The sequence below is a fragment of the Gemmatimonadota bacterium genome, from assembly GCA_026705765.1.
GTDB lineage: Bacteria > Latescibacterota > UBA2968 > UBA2968 > UBA2968 > VXRD01.
The window spans coordinates 20,740-40,066 of record JAPPAB010000129.1 but is presented as its reverse complement, the minus strand read 5'-3'; the positions used below and the strand labels follow the sequence as shown (position 1 = coordinate 40,066).

General features: G+C 54.3%; 15 protein-coding genes. 9 read left to right on the top strand and 6 right to left on the bottom strand.

Annotation, left to right across the window (positions count from 1 at the left end):
• Positions 1–15: 15 nt before the first annotated feature.
• Positions 16–1,413: an arylsulfatase gene (locus OXH16_17270; protein MCY3683150.1), complete on the bottom strand. Its 1,398-nt coding sequence runs from the start codon at positions 1,411–1,413 to the stop codon at positions 16–18.
• 42 nt (positions 1,414–1,455) lie between these two features.
• On the opposite strand from OXH16_17270, the gene OXH16_17265 reads away from it, so the two are divergent.
• From OXH16_17265 to OXH16_17235, 7 genes are all read left to right on the top strand, one after another.
• The gene (locus OXH16_17265) at positions 1,456–2,529 is read left to right on the top strand and encodes a hypothetical protein (protein ID MCY3683149.1); all 1,074 of its coding nucleotides are present in this window, start codon (positions 1,456–1,458) and stop codon (positions 2,527–2,529) included.
• A gap of 31 nt (positions 2,530–2,560) precedes the next feature.
• Positions 2,561–4,006, top strand: a complete 1,446-nt coding sequence (locus tag OXH16_17260) for a sulfatase-like hydrolase/transferase (GenBank protein ID MCY3683148.1) — start codon at positions 2,561–2,563, stop codon at positions 4,004–4,006.
• A gap of 13 nt (positions 4,007–4,019) precedes the next feature.
• On the top strand, positions 4,020–5,804 hold the full coding sequence (locus tag OXH16_17255; protein ID MCY3683147.1) for a beta-glucuronidase: 1,785 nt from the start codon (positions 4,020–4,022) through the stop codon (positions 5,802–5,804).
• 96 nt (positions 5,805–5,900) lie between these two features.
• Positions 5,901–7,820, top strand: coding sequence for a hypothetical protein (locus OXH16_17250; GenBank protein MCY3683146.1), 1,920 nt, complete (start codon positions 5,901–5,903; stop codon positions 7,818–7,820).
• A 96-nt stretch (positions 7,821–7,916) separates the two neighbouring features.
• A complete protein-coding gene (locus tag OXH16_17245) occupies positions 7,917–9,152 on the top strand; it encodes a membrane dipeptidase (protein ID MCY3683145.1) in 1,236 nt (411 codons plus the stop codon).
• A gap of 101 nt (positions 9,153–9,253) precedes the next feature.
• Entirely contained in the window at positions 9,254–9,658 is a 405-nt protein-coding gene (locus OXH16_17240; GenBank protein MCY3683144.1) for a RidA family protein, read from the top strand.
• 62 nt (positions 9,659–9,720) lie between these two features.
• On the top strand, positions 9,721–10,851 hold the full coding sequence (locus OXH16_17235; protein MCY3683143.1) for an aminotransferase class V-fold PLP-dependent enzyme: 1,131 nt from the start codon (positions 9,721–9,723) through the stop codon (positions 10,849–10,851).
• A 74-nt stretch (positions 10,852–10,925) separates the two neighbouring features.
• Here the strand turns inward: OXH16_17235 and OXH16_17230 are convergent, their stop codons facing one another.
• Together OXH16_17230 and OXH16_17225 are read right to left on the bottom strand one after the other, a co-directional pair.
• The gene (locus OXH16_17230) at positions 10,926–11,711 is read right to left on the bottom strand and encodes a sugar phosphate isomerase/epimerase (GenBank protein ID MCY3683142.1); all 786 of its coding nucleotides are present in this window, start codon (positions 11,709–11,711) and stop codon (positions 10,926–10,928) included.
• A 41-nt stretch (positions 11,712–11,752) separates the two neighbouring features.
• Positions 11,753–12,862: a Gfo/Idh/MocA family oxidoreductase gene (locus OXH16_17225; protein MCY3683141.1), complete on the bottom strand. Its 1,110-nt coding sequence runs from the start codon at positions 12,860–12,862 to the stop codon at positions 11,753–11,755.
• Positions 12,863–12,955: 93 nt separating this feature from the next.
• On the opposite strand from OXH16_17225, the gene OXH16_17220 reads away from it, so the two are divergent.
• Entirely contained in the window at positions 12,956–13,519 is a 564-nt protein-coding gene (locus OXH16_17220) for a redoxin domain-containing protein (GenBank protein MCY3683140.1), read from the top strand.
• On the opposite strand, the gene OXH16_17215 is transcribed toward OXH16_17220, so the two are convergent.
• On the bottom strand, positions 13,504–14,976 hold the full coding sequence (locus OXH16_17215; GenBank protein MCY3683139.1) for a rhamnulokinase: 1,473 nt from the start codon (positions 14,974–14,976) through the stop codon (positions 13,504–13,506). The two genes, OXH16_17220 and OXH16_17215, sit on opposite strands and share 16 nt — an antisense overlap.
• A 99-nt stretch (positions 14,977–15,075) precedes the next feature.
• On the opposite strand from OXH16_17215, the gene OXH16_17210 reads away from it, so the two are divergent.
• Positions 15,076–16,707, top strand: coding sequence for a hypothetical protein (locus tag OXH16_17210; GenBank protein ID MCY3683138.1), 1,632 nt, complete (start codon positions 15,076–15,078; stop codon positions 16,705–16,707).
• A gap of 30 nt (positions 16,708–16,737) precedes the next feature.
• On the opposite strand, the gene OXH16_17205 is transcribed toward OXH16_17210, so the two are convergent.
• Together OXH16_17205 and OXH16_17200 are read right to left on the bottom strand one after the other, a co-directional pair.
• Positions 16,738–18,270: an N-6 DNA methylase gene (locus tag OXH16_17205; protein ID MCY3683137.1), complete on the bottom strand. Its 1,533-nt coding sequence runs from the start codon at positions 18,268–18,270 to the stop codon at positions 16,738–16,740.
• The gene (locus OXH16_17200) at positions 18,260–19,327 is read right to left on the bottom strand and encodes an AccI family restriction endonuclease (protein MCY3683136.1); all 1,068 of its coding nucleotides are present in this window, start codon (positions 19,325–19,327) and stop codon (positions 18,260–18,262) included. The genes OXH16_17205 and OXH16_17200 overlap by 11 nt, the downstream gene beginning before the upstream one ends.

Below are 19,327 nucleotides of genomic sequence, written 5' to 3'. Positions count from 1 at the left end.
CATAACGCCTCCTTATCACGTACTCCTATCCCCTTCCCGATACCGGTCTAAAATCCCCAACAATTCCTCTACCACCTCAGACTCTTCACAGAATAAATTATTCTGCTCCTCCGGATCAGAAGCCATATCGTAAAGCTGCATCGGCGGCGCATCTTCTGGCACATCTGCCTCTCTCAAACTCCAGCCCCCCGAACCGCGACAGGTCACCAACTTCCACTGATCTTTGCGAATCGCAAACTCCCCGCTAATCGAATGATGCACCGTCGCCTCCCGAATCGCATCCTCCTGATCGCCTCGCATATACGGCAAAATATCATAACTATCCTCACCCGCATCCCCTGGCAACTCCACATCGCAAATCCCGGCAACAGTCGCCAGCAAATCCGTCAAACACACCGTCTTATCACAACGCGACCCCGGTTCAATCACCCCGGGCCACGAAGCGATAAACGGAATGCGATGCCCGCCATCCCACGCATCGGACTTCTGCCCCCGATAAATATAATTTCCCAGATGATCGTACTTCTCCTTCAACCCTATCGGCTCTTCGTGACAGCCATTATCACTCGTCACAATAATCAGCGTATCATCCGCCAACCCATTGCGCTTCACCGCCGACAAAATCCGTCCAACACTCCAATCGTGCTCCGTCACATAATCCCCGTATTCCCCTGCCTGACTTCGCCCTGCAAATCGCCCCCGCGCAAAATGCGGCGTATGCGGCGAAGGTGCTGGAAAATACAAAAAGAACGGCTTATCCCCATTCTCCTTCGCGTGCTGATTGATAAACCCCTCGGCGCGAATCGTCAACTCCAGCAAACACGTATCATGCATAAACCCGGGCGCACACGCACCCCCGCGCCAAAATTCTGGCCTCGGCGAATCCGCAGTCTCCTCAACCGGCTGCTCCACCACCACCCCATCCTCAATATAACAATACGGAGCCATATCCAGCGACGCCGGAATAATAAACGAATAATCAAAACCCACCGTATGGGGGCCATCTGACAACGGCGCAGAAAAATCCACCGACTCCCCATTCGCCCGTTCAGCCCCATCTCTCACCTGCCAGCCCAAACCCAAATGCCACTTGCCCACACACGCCGTCGTATAACCCTCATCGCGCAGCAACGATGGCACAGTCATCCGCCCATCTTCGATCAACGGCTCAGAATACCCATTCAAAACCCCGCGCTTCAACCGCGAACGCCAGCAATAGCGCCCCGTCATCACCCCATATCGCGTGGGCGTACACACCGCAGAATTGCTATGTGCATCCGTAAAAATCATCCCCTCGGACGCGAGTTGATCCGTATGCGGCGTCGGAATCTTCGAATCGGGATTCAAACAACTCACATCTCCATATCCCCAATCATCGGCCAAAAGGTAGATAATATTTGGCTTGCGCATCATACAAACTCCCTTCATCATGTCTATTCAAAAGCTACAAAAATCATGATCACCGACCACCATAATACACCCATCCATACCATGACACAACCTCATTTTCTCCAAACACTCCAGCGCTTCAATTCCAACCCCCTCTTAACCATCGACGATATCACCTGGGATTTCAAAAAAAAACGATCCATCATGTTTCCCAGCGTCATCGACATGAGCGACAAACTGGACAGCCCCATTGATCGCTACTACATGTATCTCGCCTCACACGGCGGCAGAGAAATCGGCTTTGCAACCGCGCCAACGCTCGAAGGCCCCTGGACAATGCAAAAAGAAGCCGTCCTCCACATCGACAATTGCCCCGCCGTCACGGGCCACCTCAGCTCGCCCGAAATCACTTATTACAACAACCGCTTCATCCTCTACTACCACGGCGGCTGTCCGCCAGAAGTCCTCGAAGAACAAAACCGCCGAATGCCCACCCACTATTATCAACGCATTCAAAACTCAGGCGCAGCCACCTCAACCGACGGCATCCACTTTGATGTACATCCCAACAACCTCCTCCTCCCCATCACCACACCCGATCATTGGCGTGCGGCCACCAACATGTATCTGCGCGTCGTACCCACAGAAAACGGATGCCACGGCTTCTTCATGACCATGAGCCGCGAAGAAGCTGATTACAACGGTGAAACCAAAAAACTTCCCAAAGAACAACGGGCAGGTCGCTCCCATCCCACAAGCATTGGACACGCCTATTCACCCGACGGATTAAACTGGATCCTTGACGAAACCGGCGCCATCCTCACCGCCGAAGAAATATATGGGGAACACCAGCGCATTCGCCATATTGGATGCACGCGCATCGACGACACACACATCCTGGCGACCTATTCTTGTTTTTCCAACACCGATGCAACCTGTGAAAGCATCTTCGCTGCCACATTACAAATCAACGACCACGCGGTAAGCCTTGTTCAAAAACACGGCACAATCCTGACCCCCCAGGGAGAATGGGAAAAGCAAAATGTGCGCGACCCCTTTCCCATATTTCACGATAAAAAACTCTATCTCTATTACGCCGGTGGCGGAGAAAAAGGCATTGGACTGGCCATCAGCGCGTGATTGTTTGTTAATTTTATAACACGAGGTATTCATGCCCGACAAACCAAACATCCTCTGGATCTGCACTGACCAGCAGCGCTTTGACACCCTCGGCTGTTATGGCAACCCCTATGTACACACCCCCAACCTGGACCGCCTCGCCGAACAAAGCATCCTCTTTGAATACGCCTTCTCACAAAGCCCCGTCTGCACGCCCAGCCGATCCAGCTTCCTCACCGGACGCTATCCGCGCACCACGCGCTGCCGGCAAAACGGCCAATCCATACCCGGCGACGAAATCCCCGTCACCAAACTACTCCACGACGCCGGATACGTATGCGGCCTATCCGGCAAACTCCACATCTCGGTCTGCAACCCCAGCGCGTGTCACGGCACAGAACGCCGCATAGACGACGGCTATGACCAGTTCTTCTGGTCGCACGACCCGGCCCCCAGATGGCCCACCAATGACTATCACCAGTGGTTGCGCGACAAGAGCCTGAAGCGCGACGTCCAGCCCTTTCCCGGTTCCCGATACGTACAGACACTCCCCTCTGAAGAACACAGCCAGACCACCTACTGCATCCAGCGCGCCATCACCTTCATCCGCCGATGCGCTGAAGAAAACATGCCCTGGACCTTCTCCCTCAACCCCTTTGACCCGCATCACGCCTTTGATCCCCCGCGCGAAGACCTCGAACGCTACCGCGATATAATTGACGACATACCCCTGCCCAACTACACCGAAGGCGAACTCGACGACAAACCCATCTGGCAACGCATCGATCACAGCGGCTCCTACGGTGGCAAAGGCATGTATGCCTACGATCAAATGGCCGACACCGATCACCGCTGGGTCACCGCGGCGTATTGGGCCATGGTCGATGTCATCGACCGGCAGATCGGCCACCTGCTCGACTGCCTCGAAGAAACCGGACAGCGCGACAACACCTATATCATCTTCACCTCTGACCACGGCGAAATGCTCGGCGACCACGGCATCTACCTCAAAGGTCCCTTCTTCTATGAACCCGCTGTGCGCGTCCCCCTCCTCATCTCAGGACCCGGCCTTCGCAACGACGGCTCGCGATCATCTGCACTCGTCGAACTCGTTGACCTCGCACCCACCATCCTCGAATGGGTCGGACTCGACCGCCATCCCGCCATGCAGGGCCGCACCCTCCAACCGCTCCTGAAAGGCGACGCGCCCCTCGACCAGCACCGCGACGACATCTACTGCGAATATTACAACGCCATGCAGGGCCATAAAAATCCGCCCGCCCATGCCACCATGGTGCGCACCGACCGCTACAAACTCGTCGCCGCACACGGCACTGGCGGTGGCGAACTCTACGACCTCGAAACCGACCCCAATGAAACGCACAATCAGTGGAACAACCCCGACTACACCACCGTAAGACTCGACCTCATGACCCGCCTCGCCGACCGCATGGCCTGGACCGTAGATCCTCTACCTCCAAGAGAAGCCGGGTTTTAATAAGGAGTACTTCATGCCCGAAACACAACCGCGCCCCGAACACCCCCGTCCGCAATTTCAGCGCAACACCTGGTTGAACCTCAACGGCACCTATAACTTCGCCATTGACACTGGACAATCCGGCGAAGCCAAAGGCTGGCCCCAAAATCCTGCTGAGTTAGACCGCGCCATCACCGTCCCCTTCTGTCCAGAATCCTGCCTCTCGGGCATACAACACACGGACTTCATGCCCTCGGTCTGGTATCACCGAACCCTCGACATCCCCGAGGAATGGACGGACAAGCGCGTACTCCTGCACTTCGGCGCGGTCGATTACCACTGCAAAGCCTGGGTCAACGGTCGGCTCATCGGACAACATTACGGCGGCAGTTCATCCTTCACATTTGACATCACAGGCGCACTCACATCTGACACAAACCACCTCGTCGTCTGCGCCAATGACGACACGCGCTCAGGCGACCAGCCATCGGGCAAACAGTGCCCCGACCTCTATTCCCGCGGTTGCCACTACACGCGCGTCACGGGAATATGGCAAACCGTCTGGCTCGAAGCCGTACCCGAATCGCGCATCGAAACGGTGCGCATCGTACCCGACCTCGACAGCAGCCGCTTTGTACTCACCCCCACATTCAAAAACGCGCATCGCGGACACACCTTTCGCGCCGTCCTCCTCAACGGCAAAGAAGAAGTCGCGGTCTCCACCATGCCCGCCACGAGCGGCGCTGCCATGTCCTTGCGCATCAAAAACCCACAACTCTGGTCGCCAGACAACCCCCATCTCTACGACCTCCGCTTTGAACTCTGCGACGGTGACACCACCATCGACACAGTCAACAGCTATGCCGGCCTGCGAAAATTTCACATCGAAGGCCACAAATTCTACCTCAACAACACCCCCATCTTCCTGCGCCTTGTACTGGACCAGGGATTCTATCCCGACGGAATATGGACCGCTCCATCCGACGACATGCTCAAAGCCGACATCGAAAAATCGCTCGCCGTCGGCTTCAATGGCGCGCGCCTACACCAGAAAGTATTCGAAGAACGCTTTCACTACTGGGCCGACAAACTCGGCTATCTCACCTGGGGCGAATACTGCGACTGGGGCATGAACTTTGGCTCACCCCAATCCATACACAACCAGCAGCGCGAATGGCGAGAAATAGTCCAGCGCGACCTCAACCACCCCTCCATCCTCGCATGGACCCCATACAACGAAACCCGGGGCGGCGCGACCAAACACTTTGAAGCGCACCGCCGAGCCATACAGGAAACCTACGACCTCACCAGAGCACTCGACCCTTCTCGCCCCTGCCACGACACCAGCGGCTACGTACACGTCTGCACGGACATCTACACCGTACACGACTACGAACAGGACCCCGCCAAATTCAAAACAACTTACGCACCCGTATCCCCCGACGACTGGAAAAACACACCCATCCGCTTTCCCGAACTAAGCGCGCCCTATCAGGGCCAACCCTATGTCGTCGATGAATATGGCGGCACATGGTGGGATCCCAATGCCGTCGAAACAGAACAGGACGCAGACCGCAAAAGCAGCTGGGGCTACGGCAAGCGCCCCACCGACATCGAAGAAGTGTATCACCGCATCGAAAAACTCACAGCTATCCTCCTCAACCACCCCAACATCGCGGGGTATTGCTACACACAACTCACCGACATCGAACAAGAACAAAACGGCATCTACACCTATGACCGCCGGGAAAAATTCGACGCAAAACGCCTGAAAAAATACTTCGGCGCCCCAGCGGCGATTGAACGAATAGACGAATAGACGAACCCCGCCCAACCACCCAAAGCCAGTGCTAATCCCGATTCGTAGATTCGCTGATTCGTAGATTCGTAGATTCGCGCTTTTACAGGAGGCCCTATGGACCCCCGATGGCAAAACCTCCCGCACACCAGCACCGAATTCACGCCCGCAACATATCCCGACCGCGAAACCTGGGAACGAGAAAAGGCAAGACTCAAAAAGCAAATCCTCTTTGCCGCTGGACTCTGGCCAATGCCCGAAAAAACCCCGCTCGACATCCACATCTACGACCGCATTGAACGAGACGGGTACACCATCGAAAAAGCCTACTTCCAGAGCTTGCCCAACTTCTACGTGGGCGGCAGCCTCTTTCGTCCCCTCGACCCACAACCCAAAAGCCACCCCGGCATCTTAAGCCCACACGGACATGCACAACTGGGCCGCATACAACACGGCGACACATCCTACCCGGGCAGGGGCATCACCTTTGCTCGAATGGGCTGCACGGCCTTCATGTGGGACATGGTCGATTACAACGACAGTGCCCGACACCTCTCCGGCGCATACCAGAAAGAAACCTACAGTATTGTACACCGCGCACCCTGGCCCCACAAACAAGACGACCGCATGCTCTGGAACATCGGCATCCTGGGATTTCAACTCTGGAACAGCATCCGCGCACTCGACTTCCTCTGCGAACTCCCCGAAGTCGATACCAACCGCCTGGGCTGCACCGGCGAATCGGGCGGCGGCACCCAAACCTATAACCTCTATGCCGTTGACGACCGCCTGCACGTCGCCGCACCCGTCTGCATGGTCTCCGCCTACATGCAAGGCGGCTGTGTCTGTGAAAACGCCCCCCTGCTGCGCATCGACACCAACAACGTCGATATCGGCGCCACCTTCGCGCCCAAACCCCTCATCCTCGTCAGTTCCTCACAGGACTGGACACAACACACACCCGACGTCGAATACCCCGCCATCAAACGCATATACGACCTCTACGACGCCGACGACCGCATCTCTCAAATCCAGATTGACGCGCCCCACGGCTACAACCTCGAAATGCGAGAAGCCGTGTACCGCTGGTTCGCCCGCTGGCTCGACCTGCCCTTTGACGACAACTTTAGCGAACCCCCTTTTGAAGTCGAAGAACACAAAAACATGCTCGCCTTTTTCAATGGCCTGCCCGACGGCGCAATCACCCAACACGCAGACCTCATCCGCCAGTGCATTGCCGCATCCAAAACCGCACTGGAAACCTATCGCCCAAACACCCCCGACACCCTCGCCGCAAATCGACGCACCCTGGGCGAAGCACTGCGCATAACCGTCGGCTACGACAACAGCACCGTCACTTACGAACACAACACGAAAGAAAACGGAACACTCATCGGCAACCGCCGCAACGTGCGCGTCCCCATCCGCACCTTCACGCCCGAAACCCCGTCCGACACATCCACCCTCTTAATTCACCCGCACGGCATGGACGCCCTGTACTCACCCATTATCCAGGCCCTCCTCGACAAAAATCACACCGTCTATGCCATAGACCCCTTCGGCACGGGCCAAAACATCGGCGAAGAAAATCCCGAAGAACCGCGCGGAGGCGGGAAATTCTTCAACACCTTTAACCGCACCGATGACGCCGAACGCATATACGACATCGCACTCGCATTGCGCCACATACCCAGTGGTCCAGTAAACATCGTCGGCTTTGGCAATGCCGGACTCTGGACCATCATCGCAGGTGCAATCACAGAACGCACCGATCTACAAATCGCATCCGACATCAACGCATTCAACACCGCAACCGAAAACGACTACCTCAAACACCTGCCCATCCCCGGCATACTCAAAGCGGGAGGCTTGCCCAATGCCGCAGCACTCATCGCCCCGAACAACTTGCTCTTACACAACACGGGCGATACCTTCGACACCTCCTGGGCAGAAGCGGCCTACGCGCTTTATCCCGAAGCAACGCTGACAATAAAATATGACCTTGCAAAAAACGAGGACCTGATCGATTTTTTGTAAAAAACCTTCTGGATCGCGGCTCAAAAACATACCGCGATGACGGCTCTATAACGCCTGATTTGCTGACCGCTTAACATATAAAACAGGAAAACAACCATGAACGACCAAATGCAACACGCTCGCGACGTAGCACTCAACATCCTCAAACCGTCACAGCGCGACCTGGATCACGGCCTGGAACTTCACGAACACGCCCTCGTCATCGAATCCTACGGCCTGGGCCTGCGCTCACCCGTCGATCCCGACCCCGTCAACGCAGCCATCGAAGCAGGCGCGTCTGACCGCGAACTGCAAGACCTCACCGAAGACATGGGCATGACCCGCTGGGCACTCACCCCCGAACTCCGTCGAGAATACCGGGAAATCTGGCAGACCTCTGGCGTCACCTGCACCTTTCAAAACGCAGGAGAAGAATGCAACGACCCCCTGCGCCTCATCAAACGCCTTGCTCGACACACGTACAACACCGACGCCATGTCCGACTTCCTCCAGCGCGTCACCACGCCCGACGACATCGTCGCAGCCCACAAAGCGGGCAAACGCTGCACCTACCTCACCTGCAACGGCATCCCACTCGCTGGCGACCAAGCCAACCCGGACGAAGAACTGCGCTACATCCGCGTCTTTGCACAACTAGGCGCGCGCATGATGCACCTCACGTACAACCGCCGCAACCCCATTGGAGACGGCTGCGGCGAACCCAACGACGCGGGATTAAGCGACTTTGGACACACCACAGTCAACGAAATGAACCGCCTCGGCATCATCATAGACCTCGCCCACACCGGCTGGCAAACCTGCCTCGACGCGGCAAAAGCATCCACACAACCCGTCGTCGTCAGCCACTCCGTCGCCTGCACAGTCAACGAACACATCCGCAGCAAACCCGACAACATCATCCGCGCAGTACTCGATACCGGGGGCACCATGGGCATCACCAATGTACCCGCATTCCTCGGCGGCAACGGCGACATCAGTGCCTTCCTCGACCACATCGACTACGTCGCCAAAACCTTTGGCACTGACGCCGTCACCATCGGCACGGATCGAGGCTACCCCTCAAAATACAGCGACGAAGCCAACCGAAAACTCAACCCCCGTCCCAGACAGCGCAACCGGTGGGAAGCACTCTGGCCACCAGGAGACCCTCTCCATTCCCCCGAATGGCGACAACCCCACCAGGAACAAAGCCTCACCTGGACCAACTGGCCCCTCTTCACCGTCGGCCTCGTTCAACGGGGCTACAGCGACGACGACATCGCAAAAATCATCGGCGGCAACATCCTCCGCGTAGCTCAGGACGTCTGGAAAAACTCAGCTTACGCGGTCTAATAAATAAAAAGAGAGGAAAACCATGATCGATGCGTGGAGTTTCTGTTGACTGTAGGATTAGAAATTAATAAAATAGCGCGACAACAATAAAAAGGTAGAAGATGCCAGAACGAATCGAATTAAATCCGCCATGGCCGTGGGCAAGCAAATTCCGGATTGCCCAGGGCGTGCAGGTTGGAAACAGAGTATATGTCTCGGGACAGGTCGCTTTTGACCCACAGGGCAACGTGGTTGGCCGGGACAATATGGGCGCACAGGCAAGTCAAGTGTTCGAGAATATCCGAGCGGTTCTCGCCGAAGCGGGTGCGACAATGGACGACGTGGTAAAAATTACGGCGTTCATCACCGACATGAGCCGATACACGGACTATACTGCGGCGCGTGCAAAGGCGTTTCCGAATAATATCCCTGCCAGTGCCACAGTCGCAACACCAACACTGGTAAGCCCCGACCTACTCGTCGAGGTTGATGCGGTTGCGGAGATTGGCAGCGGGAAAAGAGCGTGATTGCAAATCGCCATTCATTCCGCGGGCATCTTCATTGTGAAAACATACTTTTGGGAGAAATCATGAGCATCGACAAAGCGCGTCAAATCTACAAAGACCTGGGCGTTGTGCCTGTAATCAACGCATCGGGCTATCAAACAGTCATCGGCGGGTCGCGTGTGGGCCCTGAAATACAAGCCGCAATGGACATAGCGAATCGCTACTTTGCGGACATGGAAGCACTACTCAAAAAAACCGGTGCACTCATCGCCGACACCCTCGGCGCGGAAGCGGCAATGGTCACACCCGGATGCGCGGCAGCATTAGCCCTCAGCACAGCCGCCTGCATGTCGGGCAGCGACCCCGAAAAAATGGAACAATTGCCCGATACCACGGGCATGAAACACCACATTCTAATACAAAAAAAACAGCGCTATCACTACGACCCGGTACTCACTGTTTTCGGTGCCAAACTCATAGAAGTCGGCGATGAAAGCGGAACGACCGAAGCCCAACTCGAAGCCGCCATATCAGACCAGACCGCAGCCATCCACTATTTTGCCCCCGGAGGCCAGGAAGGCGTCTTATCCCCCGAAGACGTAGTCCGCATCGCCCACGCCAACGGAATCCCCGTCATCGTCGATGCAGCGAGCCAGGTCTATCCCCTCGAAACCATGCTAAAATATCCCGACATGGGCGCAGACTTGATCGGCTACGGCGCCAAATACATTGGCTCTTGTCACTCCACGGGCATCTTGTGCGGACGCAAAGACCTGATCGACGCCGCCTTTCTCCATTCCTTCATCGGCTATGAAACCTCCCCCTACGACACCATAGGCCGCCCCCTAAAAGTAGATCGGCAAGAAGTCATCGCCGTCGTCGTTGCCCTGCGCGAATGGTTCAGCATGGACCACGAAGCGCGTCTATCCGAATACAAACGCAAAGCCGAAGAACTGCTCTCAAATCTGAAAGACATTCCCCACATCGCAGCCAAATTCTCGGCCGACTCACGAGGCCTGAGCGATGGCGTACACATCACAGTCGATGAAACCGCACTGGGCAAAACCGCGGTGCAAATAATCGAAGAACTTCGACAGGGCAATCCAGCCGTATGGACACGCGGCAGTGCAAACACCTTCCGCGTCGCCGTAACCAATTTCATCGAAGACGACCAGGAAATCGTCACCGCACGCTTGCGCGAAGTATTGACATAATTTGCAGTACAAATTCCCAACACAAAAAACGCCATCAGCTATTTTGCCGATGGCGTTTGTGCTTACAACCTCTCTCACCCCCGAGCGAGATCGCGATACGCTCTGAACAGATCGGAATAATAAGCCACAAACATCCACAGATCGCCCACCCCCTTATCGGGGCGTCGCTCGGTCTCTGCCGACATGTACCCCTCATATCCCTTCTCATGCAACAGCCGGAACAACTCGCGATACGGATAGCCCTGTCCTGCCAGATCGTGCATATGCACATGGTCCAGCCAGGGCCATACCGTATCCAGCGCCTGTTTCACAGACCCATCAACCACATCTTGCGGCACCGAATTCCAGACCAACCCAAAATTCTCGTGATCCACCAGCTCAGCCACCGCCTTGCACGCCTGCCAATCGAACTCGCCGTGCAACTCCAGACACGGCTTCACCCCCTTCTCAGCACCGTAATCACACAGCGGCTTCAGCGCCTCTGCCACCTGGGCAATCGTCTGTTCCCTGGGCACCTCTGCTGGAAAATTATTCCCAAACACGCGCACGCGAGGCGCGCCCAGATCCGATGCCAGATCCATCCGAACCATCGTCTGCTCAATATGATCCCGAAGCTCATCCGGATCCGTATCGTGATACCGATTGCCCGTAGCAACACTCATAATATCGATCCCCATCGCCGCACAATCTGCCACCACCTGCTCTCGCTCTGCCTCGTCAATCGACGCCTCCACCCCGTGCCCATGCCCCGCATCCGTCCGAAACTCCACCCCTTCAAACCCGTGATCCTTCAACATCTGCAACAAATCCCGTCGGGAAAGTGCCTTCAAAACACCATAAGTCATCCACGAAAGTCTCATTCTTACCTCTCCTATCTGGTCAAAACCAAAAAATCCAGAACCTACAACCTGTCCACCTGCGTCTCTCCGCGCTTTAGCTCTTCCATCAGTTCATCATATCGATCCCGATCAACCGGCATCGCGACCTCCTCTTTTCGCAGAGCCGAAAGCACAATCGCGTTAATCAGTTCCAGTGTTCGCCGCGCCGTCACCCCATCTGTAATCGCCTCTCCGCCATCCAGAATCGCCGAAACAAAACTCTCCACCAGCGTTGGACCCCCCTCATCGGACGGCACATCCTCCCAGTTAATATTTGGCTGATGCCCCTTTGCCCCCTTTATAAACGCCCGCATAGGCGCCTCGTACCGTCCCAGCCGAAACACATCGGGCACCTTTGAATTGGCATTCTTCTCATCCCGAAACTCAATCGTACCCAGATCCCCTGAAATCTGTCTGTAATTCAACCGCCTATCGCACGTACTCAACTGCACATTTGCATGGGCACCACAGGCAAAACGGATATTGGCAACAACCGTATCCTCAATCTCCACCCGATGACCCCAATTACACATCATCGCAGAAACCGCGACCGGATCACCCACCATCCAGCACAGCAAATCCAGATCGTGACTCGTCTGATTCATCAGCACCCCACCCCCTGCGTGCTCCCAGGTACACCGCCATATATCCCGGTCGTAATACACCTCTGGCCGCGTCTCAATCCACAACCACAGCACCCGATAAATCTCTCCCAACGCCCCCTCATCAATCAGCCGCTTCAGCGCGCGATTGCCGGGAAACGTGCGATAATTGTGCCCCACAGCCAGCTTCAAATCCCGCGCCTGCGCCGCCTCAATCATCCTGTCCGCCTCGGAAACCGTATTCGCAATCGGCTTCTCCACAAAAGTATGCAACCCCGCCTCCAAACAATCCAACCCCATCGGCGCGTGGAGATGGTGCGGCGTAGCAATCACCACCGCATCCAGATCCTCGGCCTCGACCATCTCCCGGTAATCGCCCCAGGCGCGCGCACCCCGTTCTTCTCCAACCTGCCGCGCATAATCCAGATCCAAATCCGCCACCGCCACCAACTCCGCCCGATCCAGTCCTGAAATCTCCCGCACATGTTGCCCGCCCATACCCTTCAAACCGACCACACCGAACCTGACCATAAAGCTCTCCTTTTTTTGTCCGCTCCATTTCAGATATATTGACAAACGACGTATCGATCCATAATATATTTAAAAAAACCCGGAGGACTCCCCATGTCCAAAACCTTCCAAAATCGCGCCGAAGCCTTTGCCTGGCTCAGCCAAAATGACTCCCGTGCGCCCAAAGCAGGAGACCTCGCACCGGACTTTGAACTATCGGATATCAACGGCGAAAACCCCGTGCGCCTCTCGCAACTATGCAAAGACAAACCCGTTGCACTCATCTTCGGCAGCTTCACATGACCGCCCTTTGTCCGCGAGGCAGTTAGCCTCCGCGACCTCTATGCAACATATCACAAACAGATCCACTTTCTCGTCATCTACATCCGCGAAGCCCATCCAGAAGACGGCTGGAAACTCAAAGACACGGGCATCTACGACCCAAAAACCCTTGCAGAACGCCGAAAAGTTGCAAAAACATGCGAAGATGCCATGCAATACGGCATACGCACCTACGTTGACGACATGGACGACGCCGTCATGAACGACTATATCGCCTGGCCCGAACGCCTCTACTTAATCGGCACAGACAACCGCATCGCCTATGCCGGCAAACACGGGCCCTATGGATTCAGCCCCAAAGAACTCAAAGCGGCAATAGATCACATCACCCGTTGAAATTTCTCAAACGCCTCGTCCCAGGCATCCGCATCAGTCGGGCTATATGTCTTAATCACAGTAGAAGCGCGCACAACATCCCGGAGTTCACCCAGAGAACCAATCTGCCCTTTGCCCATCGCCTGCATCAAAAGATTGCCCATTGCAGTCGCCTCAGCCGGACCTGACAGCACCGCGCGCCCCGTTGCAGAAGCGATAAACTGGCACAAAAGCGTATTGTGGATACCCCCACCCACAATGTGAATATCCCCTAGCGTCTTGCCCAATACATCTTCGAGTTGCCCCAGAACATAGCGACATTTGAGCGCCAGACTCTCCAGCGCCGTGCGAATAATATCCCCCTCACTATCGGGCAACCTTTGACCAGTGCGCTTGCAAAAATCCCGAATGCGAGACGGCATATCCCCGGGCGTACCAAAATCGGTGTGATCCGGATCGATAAACGACGCGAGCCAATCCGATTCCATCGCCAGACCCATCAACTCTTCCCACGAATAATCTTTCCCCGCCAAAGCCCACACGCGGCGGCATTCCTGCACAATCCACAGCCCCGAAATATTCTTCAAAAACCGAATCGTATGATCAACACCGCCTTCATTGGTAAAATTGTGCGCGAGCGCACGCTTATTAATCGCGGGTGCGGGCAATTCCGCTCCCATCAACGCCCACGTGCCACAACTGATATAAACCGCATCGGGTGAAGAAAGGGGCACAGCCGCAACCGCCGACCCCGTATCGTGACAAGCCGGTGCAATCACATCAATCGGTGCAATACCCATCTCATCCGCAATGCTCCTGCGCATGGGACCAAGCACCGTACCCGGAGACACCACATCCGGAAGCATATCCGTGGGAATATCCAGCGCATTGAGCATTGATTTTGCCCAGGCATTCTCGCGCGGATTGTAGAACTGCGTGGTCGTTGCATTGGAATACTCACACACCTTCATACCCGTAAACCAGAAATTGAACAAATCGGGCATCGTGAGAAACGTACGCGCAATATCGAGTTGGGGCGATTGCGACAGACGCTGCGCGAGCAACTGATACAGCGTGTTGAGCTCCATAAACTGAATACCCGTCTGCTCAAAAATCTCCTCGCGAGAAACGCGATCAAACGCGACATCCATCATTCCCTGTGTGCGCGCATCGCGGTAACAAAAGGGATTGCCGAGCAAATTGTCCTGCGCATCGAGCAAGCCATAATCGACCCCCCACGTATCACAGCCCATACCATTGAGCGGTTCCCCGGACCGAACCGCGAGACGCAACCCCGTACACATCTCGTCAAACAGCCGCAGCGCATCCCAATAATAATGATTGCCAATGGGTATCCCCTGATTGGGAAACCGGTGAATCTCTTCAATATCCAGACGCGCGCCATCAAAACGCCCCAAAACAGCCCGGCCGCTGGACGCACCCAAATCATAAGCGAGATAATTGGTCGTCAATGCCATAAAAAAACTCCATTTTTCGCATTGTGTTTATAAAATTCAGTGGCTATTATAGGACGCAGTTGGGAAGTGTCAAGTATTTCGTTATCAGGAGTGTATATTATGAGCAAAGCTTTGAAAGCAGTTTTTCATTTTTGGAAGCGTTTTGCACGTCAAAATGGCCTGAATCGCCGCGATTTAATCAAAGGCGTCGCCACCGCAAGTCTCGGTCTGGCAGCCGGAACCTTTGGCGCACCACAACTCTACGGAAATTCAAACGTAGCGAAATCAAAACGACGCAATCGCATCCAACTCGAAAACGCCAGGCGTGGAACGCGCGACTGGTTGCTCACTAAGACCGACATCAACGACATCGAACCGGTGGCGTTGTGGCGTTCCCCGCGAATCGAGGGCTACTGCTCCGAGACAAGCGTGAGTGCTGGCGACACGATCAAGGTCATGGTGAGCACGAATCCAGTGTCCCAGTTTGATCTGGAGATCTTCCGCACAGGCTATTACGGCGGAACCGGCGGTCGTTTCATGAAGCGCTTTGATTCTATACAGGGCAAAACCCAGGCCGATCCGCCGATAGGCGAAAACCGTCTGCGCGAATGCACCTGGGAACCTTCCGTAGAATTTGAGATTCCCGACGATTGGCTCAGCGGCGTCTATCTGGGCAAACTCACCGCGAAAGAAGGGGGCGTGCAAAGCTACGTCATCTTTATTGTGCGCGATGATCGCCCCTGCGATTTGCTCTTCCAATGCAGCGACATGACCTGGCAAGCCTACAACAGTTGGCCTACCAACGAGTGGTCTCTTTATCACAACGACAAAAATGGCTACACGGGATATAAAAAAAGGAAAAAGTGGAGCACGGACCATAACGATACCGGGTGGGTGAGTTTTGACCGTCCCTACGCCCAGTTCTGCCAGGACCATCTGGTCAAGAATCCCAAGTCCGTGGGCACGGGCGAATTTCTTCTTTGGGAATTCCCCCTCTCCTATTGGATAGAGCAGCAGGGCTACGATGTGTCGTATATCTCAAATGTGGATACGCACAGGCACGGTCCGAGATTACAACGCGCGAAAGGCTTTATCTCCGTGGGCCATGACGAGTATTGGACTCGGGAGATGTACGAAAACGTCAGCGCGGCCCGAGACGCGGGCGTCAACCTTGCCTTTCTGAGTGGTAATTCGGTTTGGGGTGTGGTGCCTTTGCTACCCTCTGCCGAGGGGCAGCTCCACCGGATCATGCGACGCGAAGATAAGTTCATTGGCGAGGAACTCAGCAAGATGTTGAACAAGCGACGCGGCACCCCCGCCAAGTATCCAGCGGGGCCGGACGCGGCGTTGCTCATGGGGGGACGCACCGCCGGCATTGGCGGAGGTGACTGGACCTGCACCCAACCCAATCACTGGATCTATGATGGCACTGGCATGCAAAAAGGTGACACCATCGATGGACTAATAGGCTGGGAATGGCATGGATCGCCTGCTCTCGAACTGCCTAACTTTGAAGTTCTGGCCGAGGGACCGATGCTACCGAAGAATCCCAGGTACAGTCCTCATGCCGCTACGATCTACGATGGACCAAAGAATAATGTCGTATTCAACGCCGGGACGATCTGGTGGGCGCAAGGCTTGTCGTCGCCTCCCGGCCACGTATTGCCCGCACACAGGCATGCCAAACCGAAAGGCCCGGACCCGCGCGTGCAGCGCATGATGGAGAATGTGTTTAATCAGTTTGTAAAGTAAGGTCCTACAATGGGAATAGGACAGAGGGTGCTAATGGTCGGTGGGTATCATCAATTGCTCAAAGAAAGTGTCTATCCAGCCGGGCGTTTTTCCGGTTCTTTCTGCACAGCGAACGGCTTTCGCGACCTCCCCATTCGAAAGTTCATCAAGCACCTGCTGGCCTGGTACAAGCGCCTGATTCAGATCATTAGGCTCGAACTTATCCAGCGCGTCACCGTATCTTCGAACACATAATGAAACGACATCGCGCCCCGGCGCAGAGGCCAAATAGAGAAACAGGCGGTCGAGATATGCCATACCAATAATATTGGGCTGAAAGCCGTGAAAACACGTCAAGTTCAACACCTCACTTCTGTTGCGAATAATCTTGTAGCCGCCACGTGAAAACACGCCAAGCAAAAGGGGGGCGGGTGCTCTCCTTTCCGTCTTGTACCAGGGATTTCGATTTTTTGTTAAAAACCGCGTGTTATAACCCCTCTCCTCCCCACTTCGAATATAATCTGCCGCGCGTTTCGAGTGTGTCTTACTGACACTGAATAGCAGAACAGGCGCGTCGTTTCTAACTAAATCATCGTAGTCTGCACGACCAAATACGGATTGCCGAATTTGAGAGCTTTTCGTAATGCAGGGAACAACCTCCGGGCCATTGATTCCCAGTGTTTTGGCGCGAGACGGTTTCAAAACAAAAAATTCGTTGGCTCCGGTGGCAATACCTCTGCTGAAATGACCATAATATTTTAGCGGTACGGCTATTTGATGATTGATGTCAAATGTATTTGTCTGGAAGTATGACAACCACTTCAACTCGGGATTGAGTCGCTCCAATGCGACCCTGGTAATTGGCTGGTTCTCAAGGATGTTTTCCAATGAAGAAATGGAATCAGCGATATGGAAATCAACGTGAGAATATTGCCGACAGGCATCATACAGAATTATTCCCACTGAGGTTATTGCATCGGGAAAGATGTCCTTCTCGCATTTAAGATTGATAATAGAGACAAGATGACCGCTCTCGATAAGACGTTTCTTAACAATGGTCCCGTATCCAGTATTGAGAAACTCAAGAGGCATAATATACGCAAGCCGACCCGACCCATTCAGTTCGGACAGCGACTTCAGCAGGAATGCGGATGCCGTATTCGTATATCCCGACAATCTCAAGCCCAGATTATCGACAAACGCCTTGAACACAGAATCCCTGCCAATAAACTTCTGGAAGCGCATGTAAGGCGGATTGCAGACAATATTGGCGTGCGTTTTCCCCCATGAGAGCAGATAGTCTTCATGCTCAATATCTAATTTCCGTCCCCCTGACTCGCCTGTCCAGAAATCGAGGATTTTGGAATCTTTCTCACTTCCGGCAAACACGATGCTCGGATCGTCGGCAACGGGATCGAAAAAAGCACCCAGACCAAAGCTGGGGTCAAAGAGCACCCTCTGCTCTGATTCCAGAACCCACTGCACCATAAACTCGGCCACTTCAGGACGAGTGAAGAACTGCCCATATCTCTTGCGATGCTTCTCGCCAACGCTCCGCAGGTATTCGGCTTGATTAACCTGCATCTAATATCTCCTGAGAGAAAACAGCCGGATCGAGGTAGCCACGCCCGCCGTGGAAGGTGACATAAAACAGAAGACGCCCGCGCTCTAACTCTTTCAGAGCAGAGCGGTGTTGCGGCATATCAATCCTGCCCAAAATTTCTTTTCCAACATGAACATTGATCTTGATAGTTGTCTTGCCTTGATTTTTGACATCCCGCTCTATGGAGAACACCACACCTTCATTTTTCGGATCAGAGGTTATTTCCAGAATATCCTGAAACGGAATAACGTATGCCTTGTCAAAAAACACCTGCAAATAGCAGTGCCTCACCCCGAAACGCTGAATCCAACGGTTGACAAGTGCCAGATCTTCGAGCTTCGGTGTGATGCTGAGATAGTCCCGTTTTTGAAGGATTTGCATCTGCTCTTTTAGAGATTTCAAAAGCTCACTCAGCTTTCGCAAAGGCTCCGTCGAATACCAGCCCCTTCGCCTGAAATTCAATTCTCGAAACGTATTGATGGTTGCGTTTTCTATCATTTCATGAAGTGCAGGACTCTTTTCTGCAAGCAGGCTCGCGTAGGGTTCTGAGAGAATCTCCCGTTGAATTTGTAGAATGGCAGATTCCGCATCGCGTGTTCTATTATCCATGAATGACGAATATCTATTTGCAAGAAAACTACTCGAACGAACCTCAATAGCCGCTACGGCGTTCCGAATGAACGCATCATCATCCAGGTTGTAATGCTCTGGAACGTCCTCCCGCTTATAGACGAGAAGATCGGGTTTCTTACCAATCGTGTTCAACTCATCGATATAAGAAGCATAAAAGTCGGCAAACCCGGGGTCACCGGCTGCCAAAGACTCCGCACGACCGTACTTTATTGCACAATATTCCTGAGAGTTTTCGTTGATTGCATTGAAGACAATCTCTTCTGCCCAGTCGCCCTGTTCCTTGTTCGTAAGAAACATAGAACTCGCCATAGTAGGCGGGCGACTGGTTATTTGTACATCGGGCTCAATCTCGAAGGGCGACATCTCGATTAGATGGGCGATTGTGTCTCTATATATTGCATTCAT